The 13,322-nt window shown below is 64.9% G+C and carries 17 protein-coding genes and 1 pseudogene; 7 read left to right on the top strand and 11 right to left on the bottom strand.

Annotated elements, in window-relative coordinates; all coding sequences use genetic code 11:
- Positions 1–2: 2 nt before the first annotated feature.
- From AC5Y30_RS21625 to AC5Y30_RS21610, 4 genes are all read left to right on the top strand, one after another.
- Entirely contained in the window at positions 3–1,058 is a 1,056-nt protein-coding gene (locus AC5Y30_RS21625; protein ID WP_036473372.1) for a hypothetical protein, read from the top strand.
- Positions 1,059–1,061: 3 nt separating this feature from the next.
- The gene (locus AC5Y30_RS21620; protein ID WP_036473376.1) at positions 1,062–1,523 is read left to right on the top strand and encodes a MerR family transcriptional regulator; all 462 of its coding nucleotides are present in this window, start codon (positions 1,062–1,064) and stop codon (positions 1,521–1,523) included.
- Positions 1,524–1,630: 107 nt separating this feature from the next.
- A complete protein-coding gene (locus AC5Y30_RS21615) occupies positions 1,631–2,581 on the top strand; it encodes a HipA domain-containing protein (protein WP_036473378.1) in 951 nt (316 codons plus the stop codon).
- On the top strand, positions 2,571–3,338 hold the full coding sequence (locus AC5Y30_RS21610; RefSeq protein ID WP_051641667.1) for an HIRAN domain-containing protein: 768 nt from the start codon (positions 2,571–2,573) through the stop codon (positions 3,336–3,338). Before AC5Y30_RS21615 ends, AC5Y30_RS21610 begins: the two co-directional genes overlap by 11 nt.
- 146 nt (positions 3,339–3,484) lie before the next feature.
- Here AC5Y30_RS21610 and AC5Y30_RS21605 read toward each other — a convergent pair whose 3' ends face one another.
- A complete protein-coding gene (locus AC5Y30_RS21605; RefSeq protein ID WP_036473380.1) occupies positions 3,485–4,042 on the bottom strand; it encodes a hypothetical protein in 558 nt (185 codons plus the stop codon).
- Positions 4,039–4,830, bottom strand: coding sequence for a hypothetical protein (locus AC5Y30_RS21600; protein WP_139813871.1), 792 nt, complete (start codon positions 4,828–4,830; stop codon positions 4,039–4,041). The genes AC5Y30_RS21605 and AC5Y30_RS21600 overlap by 4 nt, the downstream gene beginning before the upstream one ends.
- Before the next feature lie 297 nt (positions 4,831–5,127).
- Between AC5Y30_RS21600 and AC5Y30_RS21595 the strand changes: the two genes are divergently transcribed.
- Positions 5,128–5,595 carry a hypothetical protein gene (locus AC5Y30_RS21595; protein WP_051641668.1) on the top strand — a complete coding sequence of 156 codons (468 nt, stop codon included), beginning with the start codon at positions 5,128–5,130 and terminating at the stop codon, positions 5,593–5,595.
- Between the two features lie 42 nt (positions 5,596–5,637).
- Here AC5Y30_RS21595 and AC5Y30_RS21590 read toward each other — a convergent pair whose 3' ends face one another.
- Complete coding sequence (locus AC5Y30_RS21590; protein WP_051641669.1) at positions 5,638–6,456, bottom strand: type VII secretion target; 819 nt, start codon at positions 6,454–6,456, stop codon at positions 5,638–5,640.
- Between the two features lie 100 nt (positions 6,457–6,556).
- Positions 6,557–6,873 (bottom strand): annotated as a pseudogene (locus AC5Y30_RS21585) (type II toxin-antitoxin system PemK/MazF family toxin).
- Between AC5Y30_RS21585 and AC5Y30_RS21580 the strand changes: the two are divergent.
- On the top strand, positions 6,872–7,186 hold the full coding sequence (locus AC5Y30_RS21580; protein ID WP_036473388.1) for a hypothetical protein: 315 nt from the start codon (positions 6,872–6,874) through the stop codon (positions 7,184–7,186). The pseudogene AC5Y30_RS21585 and the gene AC5Y30_RS21580 overlap by 2 nt on opposite strands.
- 1 nt (position 7,187) lies before the next feature.
- Here AC5Y30_RS21580 and AC5Y30_RS21575 read toward each other — a convergent pair whose 3' ends face one another.
- Genes AC5Y30_RS21575 through AC5Y30_RS21565 form a run of 3 tightly spaced genes read right to left on the bottom strand, consistent with a single transcriptional unit; the run spans position 7,188 to position 7,994 of the window.
- On the bottom strand, positions 7,188–7,511 hold the full coding sequence (locus tag AC5Y30_RS21575; protein WP_036473389.1) for a type II toxin-antitoxin system PemK/MazF family toxin: 324 nt from the start codon (positions 7,509–7,511) through the stop codon (positions 7,188–7,190).
- A complete protein-coding gene (locus AC5Y30_RS21570; RefSeq protein ID WP_036473390.1) occupies positions 7,508–7,750 on the bottom strand; it encodes a hypothetical protein in 243 nt (80 codons plus the stop codon). Before AC5Y30_RS21570 ends, AC5Y30_RS21575 begins: the two co-directional genes overlap by 4 nt.
- Before the next feature lie 46 nt (positions 7,751–7,796).
- On the bottom strand, positions 7,797–7,994 hold the full coding sequence (locus tag AC5Y30_RS21565; RefSeq protein ID WP_036473391.1) for a hypothetical protein: 198 nt from the start codon (positions 7,992–7,994) through the stop codon (positions 7,797–7,799).
- 554 nt (positions 7,995–8,548) lie between these two features.
- Here AC5Y30_RS21565 and AC5Y30_RS21560 point away from each other — a divergent pair.
- Positions 8,549–8,860 carry a hypothetical protein gene (locus tag AC5Y30_RS21560; protein ID WP_139813872.1) on the top strand — a complete coding sequence of 104 codons (312 nt, stop codon included), beginning with the start codon at positions 8,549–8,551 and terminating at the stop codon, positions 8,858–8,860.
- A gap of 110 nt (positions 8,861–8,970) precedes the next feature.
- On the opposite strand, the gene AC5Y30_RS21555 is transcribed toward AC5Y30_RS21560, so the two are convergent.
- The 4 genes from AC5Y30_RS21555 to AC5Y30_RS21540 all read right to left on the bottom strand — a co-directional run bounded on the left by AC5Y30_RS21555 (position 8,971) and on the right by AC5Y30_RS21540 (position 13,176).
- The gene (locus AC5Y30_RS21555; RefSeq protein ID WP_155766721.1) at positions 8,971–9,846 is read right to left on the bottom strand and encodes a DUF1444 domain-containing protein; all 876 of its coding nucleotides are present in this window, start codon (positions 9,844–9,846) and stop codon (positions 8,971–8,973) included.
- Positions 9,847–9,926: 80 nt separating this feature from the next.
- Complete coding sequence (locus tag AC5Y30_RS21550; RefSeq protein WP_036473396.1) at positions 9,927–11,456, bottom strand: hypothetical protein; 1,530 nt, start codon at positions 11,454–11,456, stop codon at positions 9,927–9,929.
- Positions 11,453–11,983, bottom strand: a complete 531-nt coding sequence (locus tag AC5Y30_RS21545; protein WP_084954312.1) for a hypothetical protein — start codon at positions 11,981–11,983, stop codon at positions 11,453–11,455. The genes AC5Y30_RS21550 and AC5Y30_RS21545 overlap by 4 nt, the downstream gene beginning before the upstream one ends.
- The gene (locus tag AC5Y30_RS21540; protein ID WP_051641670.1) at positions 11,980–13,176 is read right to left on the bottom strand and encodes a C2 family cysteine protease; all 1,197 of its coding nucleotides are present in this window, start codon (positions 13,174–13,176) and stop codon (positions 11,980–11,982) included. Before AC5Y30_RS21540 ends, AC5Y30_RS21545 begins: the two co-directional genes overlap by 4 nt.
- Positions 13,177–13,322 lie beyond the last annotated feature (146 nt).

Here is a 13,322-nt window from a genome sequence, read left to right as displayed (position 1 = left end):
CCATGAGCCGGCGGCGCGGCGCGCCCTGGGCGGCGACGAGCGTTCCGATCATCCGCCGGCAGTGGTGCAGCGCGCTCGAGGCCACAGCGGAGATCTCATTCGACCAGTACAAGGTCCCACCACCGCCGGATGCCTCAGCGCACGACATCGCCACGGCGAAAAGGATCCAACGTCTGATCGCGAGATTCGCCGACACCGCCCCCATCATCAGAGCCGAAGCCCAGGCCCTGCGCACCGCGGAGCTCTACTGGGTCGCCCGCGACATGGTCGACGTCGTTTTGGATGCTGCCCAATCCCTACCGGAATGGACACCGGCAGCCGCGTTACCGGCTCCCACCGGCATGCTGTGCTGGGCGAAATCCGCGGGCACCGTCCCTTCGGGAACACTCAAACCCGACGCGGTGGAGGCCGGGCTGAACAACCCGGCCTACATCGCCCAAGGCCTCACCCCAGACGTCGCCACCATCATCGACATCTCCTGGGACGGCGTGTGGTGGTGGAGCAGACCAGATGGCCTGCTCCAATTGGTGCCGTTCTCACGCGAGGACCAAAACCCTGAGGTGTTACGGCTCGCCGACACCACCTCCCCGGTCTGGGCAGCGCAAACCATCATGGCCAAACCCGACGTCCCGCGTACTGAGGAAGCCAACAACACCGAAAGCGCGCACCCCTTCGTCAGCGTCGTAGGAGCGGCCTGGTTACTCATGGCCCAAGCCAACGTCGCCGAAACCCGCACCATCGGATCTCCTCGACCCCCGGAGCCCCAACCGGCTGACATCGAAGATGATCACCAGCCCCCAGAGCGACCGCCGCGAGAACCCTCAACCGTGACGATCGTCGACCTGCGTGCCCGAGCAGCCACCTATGAACCCGGCGCCGAGCCCGGCCGCACCTACAACCACCGCTTCCCCGTCGCGGGCCACTGGCGCCAGCAGGCCTGGGGCCCCAACCACAGCTGGCGCAAACCCAAGTACATCGGCGACTACATCAAGGGCCCCAAAGGTGCTCCGCTGATCGCCCCGAAAACCCGGGTGCACGTACTACGCAAAGGCCGCTGACCAGTGACCAATCCTCAAGAGCCGCAAGGCCTCAAGCTCTCCGAGGCCGCGAAACTCTGCGGTATCAGCGCTGACACGCTGCAGTTGCTGATCGCTGATGAGCTGCTGCCGCAAGCGCTGAGATCTGCCCGCGGACACGCCTACCTGCCCGCGGCCAATGTGCCCACCTGGCAGCACTGCCGACAGCTCGTGCTGCGGCAGCGCGACCGACACCTGCAACGCGCGGCGGATTTGATCGCGCGCGTCGAGGTCGAGCTCGAGGCGATCCGCAACGACATCACCGAGGCCCGCGACCACCCGGCTGAGCCCCTTGGCGTCGATCTCCTCGGCGCCACGAGCTATGCGACCTACGGGAACACCACCACTACGCTGGCGGCCACACTGCAGCAACTCGACCTGGTGCGCATGCAGATCGTCCGTTATCACTCTGCGTTGCAGGCGATTACCGACAAGGACCGCGGCTAAAAGCGCTCGCGGGGGTTCATTTGAGCCGCGGCCCACGGTTGGAGACCCCCGTGCTTGTCGCCGGCGTTGTTGACCCTGCCCGCTCGTATGGGTGTTTACGCTGGGTTGTGGCATTTACCGTCGTCGACCTCGCCGGGGCGGGATGGGTGCGTGGTGAACGCGAACCTGGTGGTGATGAAAGCAAGCGGTGGTTCATTCCCCCCGAACGCAGCCCGTACGCGGGCCGAGAGTGGTTGTTCAAGCCGCGCCGAACCAAGGAGTTGTTGCTCTCCACACAGCGCCAACAGCGTGGAGACACGCCCGACGTGCTGGTCCGAGGGGACGACTGGGCGGAGAAGATCTCATTCGAACTGGCCCACCTCATGACGGTGCCGGCCGCGACAACGGAATTGGCCCTGTCGGTGCAGCTCAGCGATCACCGACCGGTCCGGGGCTCGATCAGCCGCGATGTGCGGCCGAGTGGGTGGGTGCTCAGCGCAGGAGCGAGTCGGCTTGAGGAATTCGACGACGCCTTCGACGCCGACACTGGCCACGGACACACCATGGACGCGATCGCGCAGGCGCTCGCCGGGCTGAGCGGGCCACCGGAAACCCCGTACGAGGCGTGGCCGGCGTTCGACGTATTCGTCGGCTACCTCGTGTTGGACGCCTGGATCGTCAATACCGACCGTCACGCCTACAACTGGGCGCTGGTCCAGGCGCCGAGCGGCGTCATGCGCCTGGCCCACAGCTTCGATCACGGCAGTGCCCTGGGCAGCGGGTACGGCGAAGCCCTGCACGCGCGGGCGCTCGAGGAGGGCATCGAAACATGGTCCCGACGCGGGAAAGCCTCTCGGTTTCCTGACTCAGGCCCGCTGACACTGGTCGAGCTGGGGTTGCATGCGCTTCAGGCGGCAAGCCCACCGGCGCGCGCCCACTGGATGCGGCAAATATCGCAGGTCAGCGACCATGCATGCGAAGATATCGTGCAATCAATACCCGACATGTCAGAGGTAACCCGTAGGTTTGTTACCGAAGTTCTCGCAGTGAATCGGAGGCGGCTGATCGATGGCGCATAGCGGTCTTCTGATTCGCACCAACGGGATCCGGACTCCCGCAACGGTGGCGCGGCTCATCGTGACCCGACGCGACCCTGACGGCACGTATCGGGCAATAGGCTTCCTCGACAAACTCGTCGACGGAACCTTCGAGTTCGCGTATTTGCAGGCGGCAGTGCGGCATCCGTCGTTTGTGCCGCTGATCGGCTTCAGCGACGTCGGCCGCCGCTATCGTCGCGCCCACCTGTTTTCCGCGTTCGCCGAGCGCGTCATCGGCGCCAAGCGAGCCGACAGGCCACAGTACTTGGCGAGCCTGAACCTGGCTGAAGACGCTGATTCGTGGGAGATTCTCACCGCCTCGGGCGGATATCGAGAGGGCGACACGATCGAACTCATTGCGCTACCACAGATTGACCAGGCCAGGGGGCGCACCGAGGCGCGGTTCTTGGCGCACGGCATCCGTTACTGCACTGATGAGGCCAGCCGCGCAATTTCGGCGCTGACACGCGACACCGTGCTGGGACTACAGCGTGTACCCGACAACCCGGTGAACCCATCGGCCATCAGGATCACTCACCGCGACCTGCACTTGGGGTACGTGCCCGACCCCCTGATCGACTACGTCAGCGCAGTGATCTCCGGCGGCCAAGCGCGTCTAAGCGTCGTGCAGGCAAACCCTCCGGAGACCAACCCGCATTTGCGGCTCCTGCTGCGCCTGGATGGAGTACTCCGCGGGCCTTCGCCGTTCGATGGCCCACAATGGCGCACAGCGGCCTAACAGGCGATACGTTCGGGTAGACGCGGCGCGCTCGGGTCACACCTACCAACGCAGAAGAGAAGCATGATCACGCTTCTGGCTAGGCACAACGGACAGTTGTGCAGGGTCGAGCCTACGGCCGGCCAGCTGATTCGATAACGGCGATGTCATTGCCCGCCGACGTCGCCAAAGTGCTTCACAGGGGGCGGCCCAACGGGCACACGGGCGTGTAGGTTGCGCGCTTTGTCCCGTTCGTCGGGCCCCTCGGGGCGCGGCTCGTAGAGCAGCACCCAGCTGCTGAACCGGATCGCGAAGTTAAGTTGCTTGTCGAAAAAAGGGCTGCTGTAGACATACCGCTTCGCCTGCGAGAACGTGAAGAACACCTGGCCGCTCTCGTCATCAACTTGCGCGTCAATCCCAATGCTGTCGACTGCGGCGGTGAAGGGTTCGGCGTCGCTGGCCGCCAGGGACGTCAAGACTGCCGTCGAGGAGTGCTCTACGCGCTTTTGGCGCTGGTCTGTCGAGTCAAATCCGTGCAGTATGAGTGGGCTGGGAGAACGAAAAGTCTCGCGCACAATCTGGCCGGCCGCGATGGAAATCGTAAGGCTCTCAAGATCTTCCCTCGTCACGAGATACTGGACGTACGCGAGAGTGTTATACGGGTAGGGGCCGGCGACTGGTATGCGCAGGACCTGCGATTCTGGCGGGATAAGCGGTGCAGTCATCCCAGCTTCTTCTTCAAAGAAGCGGTGAAGTCGATGTCGGAGCGCGTCGGCTGGGCGACGGTGAGGGTCACGAGGTCGCCATGTGGTGCATCGAATAGGACACCGTCGCCGAGGCTGCCATCTTGTGCCACGGTGACTTTCAGTTCGAGCCCCTTGGGAGGTTCGACGATTCGATATACAGCCCGGGTGGTTTCTTCATCGATGCTCACAGAAACAATCTCCCCAGGCGTAATCGGTGTGAGCACCTCAGTGAATTCACCGAATTGCCCGGGGCCACTATTTTTTTCGGTAATCTCCCGCCTATTGGCCACCACGGTGAAGATTCCCGAAACGCCAGCGGGATCCGGTGTAGGCGGCCGGAACCACTGTGTCGGCCACGAGATGGTGCCTGAGATCTCCGCGACCACTTTGCGTGTGGTCAGCACGATCTGGTAGCTGAAACGGGAAAGCGCCGACCACTCACCGATGAGGACGAGGTCAGTATGGAGCACAAGCTCGCCGGCGTCGTCCACGTCGACGGTCGCGGCGTCGGTGGCGAAGGTGTATTCCGATTCCCCATTGGCGACGCTCGCCAATCCGACGAACACCGCGGGCGTGCCTTCTATGTCGTCGACCCGCTCGCGCAGATGAAGAACGCACTTGTCCGCATGGCGGTTATCGTCGTTGATCTTCCAGTTCGGACAAGCTATCCCTGAGATGACGACGAGGTGGCGCCCGAGTACCCCAAGATCAGCGTCAATACGGCGATGACTTGTGACATCTCCGTCACGGAGCCGATCAAGATCCATGGACCCGATCTAAGCGGAAAGCGGGAGACCGCGCAGTCGTATCCGGCTATCGAGCCATGGCATTGGCGGCGGCCCGGCCCGCACTCGCGTCACCAAAACTCACCGGGCAAACGAGTACCTTATAGGGCCTCTGCAGCCATCGGTCATTGATCGACCGACGGTGTCCGCTCGGGTTGTTACCATCCGAATTTAGACGAATGCGATTAGTCTGCGCCGCAATTCTTTCCGGCCGATCTGTTGTCTACCGCTCCCCGTCCGAGGTTCGACCTGAAGGAAAGTAGCGAAGGATCCAAGATCATGATTACGCTTCTGGCCAGCCATAACGAAGAGCTGTACAAGATCGAGCCTTGGTGTGTGGCCGACATCGCCGACCTGGTCCGCGGCGATCGACTGCAAGTGCTCACCAGTAGCGACGGCGTGCTCGATTTCTGGTTCAGTCACAGCCCGTGGCTGCGGGTCAACCGTCAGGCGACGGGGTTGCTGCTGGCCACCACCCGCTTCACCGCCCACGAGGTGCCCCTGCTGCGCGGCGACATCGTCATCGCCGCCCACGATAGCGCCGGCGATCTTGCCAGCCTCACCGACACTCAGATGAGCCGGCTGATCAACAGCGAACACAGCTGGCGCGAAGAACGCATCCTGCGCCGCCGCTTCGACCGAGACCTTCGCGCGCAACGCCGTACTCGTGCCGCCGCCGAGGCCGCCGCCCGAAAATCGCTACTGGGGCGTGCTTTTGGGCGAACGCACACCCAGGGCCGTAGCTGACAAAAACCTCCCCGCCCCCAGGAGGGTTGGAAGGGGCGCGCGTTATTGCGGTGTGGTCTGCCCGGGCAGCATGCTATGCGGGTTATACGGCTCGGGAACCATATCTCCATGCCACAGATAGATCCCTGAGCCCGGCAGCCATTCGTCATACCCGTAGGGCGGCAAAGGGTTTGGCGTAACACCCGGCGAATACATCTTGGCGCCAGGGAAATCCGATTGCGGCACCCACACCCCCGACTTCGGGGTCAGCTCAACGTATTGGATCTCGTTGCCATGTTCGTCATAGAACGGCGCCGGGCCTAATTGATTGGGCGGCAGGACTTTCACCCCGGGGATCTCATCGGAGCGCACGAAACTGTGCGGAACTTGATCAGGATCTTTGGTCCTGTCGTAGATATCAACCCACGGCGGCGCATCGGCAGTGTTCGGCGGCCCCTTTCCGCCTTTGCCTGCGATGTAAGGCATGTGGCGTTTGTCGCCGGGCTTCCACGTCTTGGAGTCCAACGGCGTGGCCGGGGAGTCTTTGCCTTGCCCAGTACCGGGCAGATCGGTGGAGAAGTCCGCTGCCTTGTACCGCTGTGCGTCCTGGCCGTCGACCCGGGTGTAGGTGTCGGCGTGCTCAGTGAGCCGCTGGGCGTAGGTGTTGAAATCAGCAACCTTGGCCTGCACCGGCCCTTCAGCCTTGGCCAGACCGGCCGCGATCCCGACCGCGGTGGGATAGCCCATCGGTCCGTGGGTGTCGATCACCTTCTGCACCTCGTCGGCGGCCTGCGGCGAAATCTGCGCCGCACGGTGCGCCAACTGCGAATAGGCGTCAGCGAAGCGCACCAAATCAGCCGGATTGGCGTCTAACTCAGCCACACCACGTCTCCTACCTGGATCAATCCAACAACTAGCCCCGATTCTCCCCGATAACTGTGACACCAGGCGACACTTGCGCGCCGATTGCAGCGTCCTTTTCTCAAGCCCGCCAGTCCACAGCGACAGCCAGCGCCGCGCACACCGTCCGCATCGGCTCCTCAGCCAGTCGCCCCAGGCGGGCATGCAGCGCGACGACGGGAACGCAGTCGACCAGATCCAGGTTCACCGCCCCGGGACGGGACACGGGCTCATCCTCGGGCTGCAACACCACTTCGCTGGCACAGCCCGCGCACCGTCGTCGTGCACGGCGCCACCAGGACCCGCTGCAACCGTGCGATGGCCTCCATCACGCGCGAGCACTGCTAGTACCCGAACGGCGCGCGGCGCCGCCCTCGGCCGGTACGGTTCAGCCACGATGACGAAAGCACGCCGCTCCCCCTGGCTCGACGACCGCGCCGCGCTGCTGGTCTCCCTGCTCGCCGACCGGCACGGACTCACCGTCAGCGAGGACACCGCCCGCCAGGACATCTCTGACGACCTCGACCACGTCGCCCGCCTCGTGCGCATCGGCCGCCAGGCTGCCAAGGTCTACATCACCGACGACATGATCAGCAAGATGGCTGACCGCATCGCCGCCGCCGTCGCCGAACACCAGACCGCCACCGCAGCCGGGGGCATCGAGCATCAGCACGTCGTCGACCTCGACACCGAACGCCGCCGGCGCCGCTGAATCAACGGCCGCCCACCGCCACGATCAACGCGGCGCACACCGCCGCCATCCTCGAATCCGCTAGCCGACCCAGCCGCGTCCCCAGCGCCGCCACCGGCACACTTTCCACCAGATCCAGATTCACCGCCGCACGCTGGGGCACCGGATCGCCACTCGGGTCGAGCACCACCTCGCTGGCCAGTCCCCGCACCGTCGTCGTGCATGGCGCCACGAGCACACGCCGCAACTTCGGAATCGCCGCATCACGGGACAGCACCACGACAGGCCGCGCGCCCGAGCCGGGGATCTCGCACCACCACAGCTCACCGCGCGCCGGCAGGGTCATATTCGACCCGCAGACCGGCGCCAGTCGGCGACCTCGCCCCACTGGTCGGGCTCGTCGGCCGGGTGCTCGTCGTAGGCGGCGTAGCTCGCGTCGACCTCGGCGGCCCGGTTGGCGGCCAGGAGCGCCCCCAGGGCCTCATCGAACAAGGCGTGGTCCTTGGCGCCGGCCCGCAGTGTGCGCGCGCTGGCGAGCAGATCGGCGTCCACCGTTGTGCTCACCCTGGTGCGATTGCCGGGCATGGCATAAGTGTGGCACGCACGCGGGACACCAGGCAGGAGTCCGCGCTCACCGCGACGGCCGCCCGAAGGTCTCGCGCAGCAAGCTCAGCGCCACACCGGTAGCGGTGAGGGCCTGGCCGACATCGTGGGTGCAATACCCGTAGCCGATGCCGACGGCCACGGCCATAGCCGCGCGGGTGATCGCGCCCACCCGGCCACGCCGTTCGGATGTCGGTTCGGGGGTGGTGTCCTGATGCTCGGTCATCGGCTGTGTGGTCCTTCCATGAGATCAACGGTGCCCCTTCTTAGGCACCTACCTACGAAGTACCGACCCGAGCGACCGTTTCCGTCGGAACGATCCGGACGAATTTTAGTCGGAATCCACCCGCTCAGACCCCAGGTGTGGCTACCCACACCGGAGCCAGCGTCTTCTGGATAGGCGTCGCAGATCCTCCAGCGCCGCGCCCAGGCCCTCGATGAGCGGAAGGGGCATCAGCGCGTCGGCGGCTGCTGCTTTGCGAGGTAGGCCTGCGCTGCGGCCGATCGTTGGTGGCCGGCCGGAACGACCCGTCCCTCCAACTTGGCCGACGCCTTCACAGCGCGCATCGCAGAGCGTTTCACCGCAGCCTTCGAGACCACGACCTTCTTCGGCGTTCTACGTTCCACGGGGCACACCTCCTTGACGACTCGACCAGCGGATTCGATGCTACCGGCCCCGCGGGCGCCCACCTAGCCCGATGCGCGGCATCAACCACAGCGTGCTGCGTCGCCGGCCGCCTTCGAGGATGAATGTCGTACCGCGAGAGGATGATGCTTGGCATGACTGTCTTTGAGCTTCTGATGGCTTCTTCGGCGGTGTGTATGTTGCTCGGTTCGTTTATTTACCGTGCGGCTGCGACGTCGGAGGGCCAGCGACGGCGTGGTGTCGTCTATGGGCTATGGCTGACTGCGGGACTGCTTGGCGTCAGCACTGTCGTAGCTTCTGTGATCCGTTGTGCGACCGGAGGTATGGTCGGCTACGCGGCCGGTGAGATCGTTGCCGGAATTTTTTTCGGCGCATTGTTTAGCGCGGTGTCGGTGTGCTTGCTTGGTTTAACTGGATTTTGGGCAGTGGTTCGCCGCCACTTCTGATGCCGTTACTCGGACGACCGCACGGCGCGCTGACCCACCAGCCGCCCGGGCTTCCCGGATCACCTATCGGTGACCGTGGCCGGTAGAACCGTCGTCGGCCGACGCGGCGCTCAGGGCGCATTCAGCGGCACGGCGTGCAGGCGCAGGTACTCCATCAGTGCTGGTTCGGGCCACCCGGAGACCCGATAGCGCCGCGGGAACACCGCCGAGGTTGGCGCGATCCCGACCACGTCGACGACCACCGAGAAGGGCACCAGGAACTGCTCGTGGTTGTTGTCGATGAACACGATGTAGTCGACCTCGGGTAAGTCGTAGGTCACGCCTTCACCCCACACGGTGGCCGAGGCCAGGCCGTGCCCGGTTTCGATGACTTGCGCGGCCGCCACATACACCGCGACCAGGTCATCCTCGTAGGCCTGCTTCAAGAACTCGGTCTGTTCCTCGTATTGGCGAAACGCCGCGCACGTGCGCGCCCGCACTGCCAACCGTCTTAACGGATGCGGACCGGCCTTGTCGAAGGGGACCAGCCGCCCGCCGTGGACGGTGAATCCCTCTGGGGAGACCGGTCTTTCGGCCTCGCAATACATCTTCTCGGCGACCTCGAAGAACTTCGCCCCCTCATCAGGGTCGTCGCTGCCGATGATCAAGACGTCTTCGCTGGGCACAAACGCCACCGGGCGCGGACCCTCAGGCCGGCCGAACCCTGCCAGCCACCCGGGCGTCAGAATCGCCGAGCTGATGTAGGTCGCCTGCTCGACGTCGTAGAAGGCCGGCGCCTCGGTGCACGACACCTCGGTGCTCACCGGGTGAAGCGCTGCAACATTGTCTCGGCCGGCGGCGAAAGCCTCCCGCCAACTCACACCCCACTGCTTGGTGTTCGCGACGGTGACGATGAGGCGCGCCTGCGGGAAGTCCAGCGCCACCAACTCATGTGCGAACGCCGACACCGGCTGCCGCCACGCGACCGCCTCACCAGGTCGGCGCAAGCTGGCGTAGGTTGACGGCCGCAAGATGGACCGCAACAACGGCCTGGCTTCCTCCCAGGTTTGCGGTGGCTCAGGCAGCATCAGTGTCGTCCCCAATTCTCGATCGCCAGGACCGGGTCGCCCGGTCTGATCACCAACGGCGGCTTCGTGCCAGCGACCAGCTGCGCCAACGGCGAGGTGGGACTGTAGGGCACCTCGTAGCGTGTGATGTCGCCGCTGGCGTCCAGAATCAAGTTCGTCAGGATCTGCACCAACGTCTGCTTGCCTGCTCTGCCGCCGCTAGGCCCGGTGTCTGTCACTCCGAAACCTGTTGCGGGCAAAGGCCACACCGCGCCCCGTGAGTCGCGGAACATACCGCCGTCGCGCTCGTAGAACAATTCGGTCAGTTGGCCAGTCGCCGGGACCGATCGCCCCACCGTCGAGTAGATGGTGTCCCGGCTCGCCATGACCCAGCAGTGGGGATTGAACGGGTCCCGGTAGGTCATCATGTCCGCCGCGGCGGCGCGGTTGGCCCGCGCCCGCCAGAACCCGAGCTCGCGGCCATCAGCAGGCTCGAGGCGGGTGATCCATTCCTGTGCCAACGGATTGGAAGCGATGGGGATCGCAAGAACGTCGGAGATCGGGCTATGACCCACAAGCAGCTTGAGCATGTCCTCGGCGATCGCGGGATCGTCGCAGACTTGGTGCAGCAGCACCGCCACCTCCGCCTTGGTGATCTGCACTGCCGGGCGGCTGAGGTCGACATCGGCTACCGCGGCATGCAGCAGACCGGGCCGGGCGGGTATCTGCTGGCGATCCTGATCACCGATGCATCCCGATGCCGCGTCCCGGTTGAGGTACTCGATCGCACGGCCCACCAGAGAGCTCACGTATTCCGTCGTGTCGGTGGTGACAAGAGCTGCCAGCCGTCGCGGATCCGGGCCATCTCCCACCCGGGCTCGGATGCGCTGTACCGGGGCACCCGGCTGCCAGGCCGCGATCGCGTCGACGTTCCGCAACGCCGGCGGCCACCACGGGAGGTCGACCCGTAGGAGCCCGGCCACCTCGAACCAGCCGCAGGTGGCCACGCGATGATGGCGGTCTGCCACGGCGACGTAGGGCGCTGAACCGCCGTCGTTGGCCCTGTGGGTCGACATTTCCGGTAGGTAGACCGCCGTGGCCCACGGCAGGCGCGCCAACAACGGTGCGGCGAGCGGATAGAGCTCGTTTTCGTGCTGCTCGTGTCCGGCATAGGCCACCGCGATCGGGCCCCGTCCATCGCCGGGCTGCCACGCGTGCACGGCCATCCCGTCGACAACCTGACCGAACAGGAACGCGGCCGGGGCCAGTGCCGCGGTGAACGGATACAGCCGAGGGACCCGGTCCCGCAGTTCTGGTTGGTGCAGCAGAATGTAGTTGTAAATCGTTGCGTGCGACCACCGTTGAGCACCGCCAGGCTCACGCTGCGGGCTGGGCAGCCGGGGTGCGCGCCGCGGCAAGTCTGCGGGGTCACCGATATCGAGTAGCTCGGCGACGTCGCCGGCAGACAGCTCCGGCTGTGACCACCGGGTGCCCATCATGCGAAGCCAGTAGGCGTCGTCCTGGTCAATCCGATCTTGGTCGATGCTCATGCGCGCTCCGGTGTGAGGTCGAAGTAGGCGTAGACGTGGACTTGGTCGCCGGGCGCTGCGGGCTGCAGGGCGTCTTGAGAGCCGACGGCCAGGATCTGGGTGGGGTTAAACCACCGCTGTAACCGGTTGGTGCGCGACCACACCACGAATGCAAGGTCCTCACCATTGGGCCTGGTTTGCCCCGCGTTGTGAACCCGCAAGCTCGTTGCGGACAGGTAGCCGCCAACGCTGTTACGCACTGCGTCCCAGATGAAGTCGCCCTTGCTCGCCAGAAACCGTTCCGCGGTCGGCCGGTAGCCGGGCTCAACACCGGCGGCGAATTGACGCAACGCCGCTTCGGCACGGGCACGCTCGGGCCCGGGCACGGCATCGAGTGGGTAGGCGGAGCCGACGAACGGATACTCGGGCAGGCTGGCCAGCGAGGACGGCTTGTGCGCGAACACATACTGCGCCCCGATATATGCTGCGGCCGCGATGATGACCAATGTGGTTGCCGCCAAAGCCCATAGCTTTGTTGAACGGTTCATTTCCCCAGTTCTCCAATGTTGACATTGAACGTTGGATGGGTTCCTAGCCCGCCGAACTTGCCGGTCGGTCCGGAGCCGATGACATCGCCAAGCCGAACCTGAATCAGAGGGTTCCCCGGATCGTTGGGGTTGTTTCCCCAGGGGTTACGCAGCGTCAGCTGGGCGTCGCTGCCGCTGCCGCTGATGCCTTCGACGATGTAGACGTGAGTGTTCAGCAGTGGGCCACCGGTGGGGGTGGTCGAGATCGTCACCGGTTGATGACTTGCCAGCGCCCCTGAAATCGACTGATCGATGTGCTGATTGGTCCACCACACCTCCCGCGGGTCGATACTCACCCCGCGGTTACCGGTCAACGCCTGCAACGCATCTGGGGCTGAGCCGCCGCGCCCGATCCCGTAATCGAGTGCATGTCCGAGGTCATCGCCAGGGCATTGCATTTTCGCGTACGCCGACTCCATCACGCTGGGCCACAACGGCGCATTGGGCTGCCCGTTATCCAACCAACTGGCTCCGTGATGGTCGATATCGGTCTGGATGTCGTCTTGGGTGACCGTAATGTGTTGCCACGCATGGCCGTTCCACAACGTCACATCAAAGGAGTTGTTGTCCTCGTCGAAATGGACCCGGTCTTTGATCCACTGAGGGTTGGCCTCCGCGATCGCCCCGATCGTGGCGTCAAAGTAGCAGTCACCAACGCTGTCCTGCTTGATGTCGGCCGCCGAGGGCGGGTGAGGGAACAGATCTTTATCGGTCCAGCGCCGGTGAAACTCGATGCCACCACCGGTGTCCAGGGGAACCGGTCCTCCGTCGATGCCGGGCCCGCGCTCTCCGAAGCCCGCTTCATGGACATCGCCGGTGTGTCCGTTGGGTGGAGGGTTGCTGGGATCGAAGTCAAGACCGTCGAGTTTCGCGGTCCCGCTGCCGTCGGCGGTGGTGTAGGTGGCGGCGTGTTCAGTCAACCGCTGCGCATACGCGTCGAAGTCGTCGACCTTCGCCTGCAGCGGACCTTCCGCCTTCGCGAGTCCCGCAGCGATCCCGACCGCGGTGGGATAACCCATCAGGCCGTGGGTGTCGGCGATGCGCTGCACCTCCTGGGCTGCCTGCGGGGAAATCTGTGCCGCACGCGTGGCCAGCTCGGAATAGGCGTCGGCGAACCGCAACAGGTCAGCTGGGTTGGCATCGAGTGCACCCACGACCCCGTCCTCCTACCTGTTGTTTCGACTGCCGTTGATTGTCGCCGACGACAGCGACATCGCGCGCTGAACGGCTGCGCCGGTCCGGCTCGGCGCTGGCGGAGACCCCGCCACTACAGATCGCCGCGCGACTCCCCCGAGTTCTC

Source organism: Mycobacterium sp. NGS27, from assembly GCF_059813005.1.
This window is presented reverse-complemented; position numbering and strand designations above follow the sequence as displayed.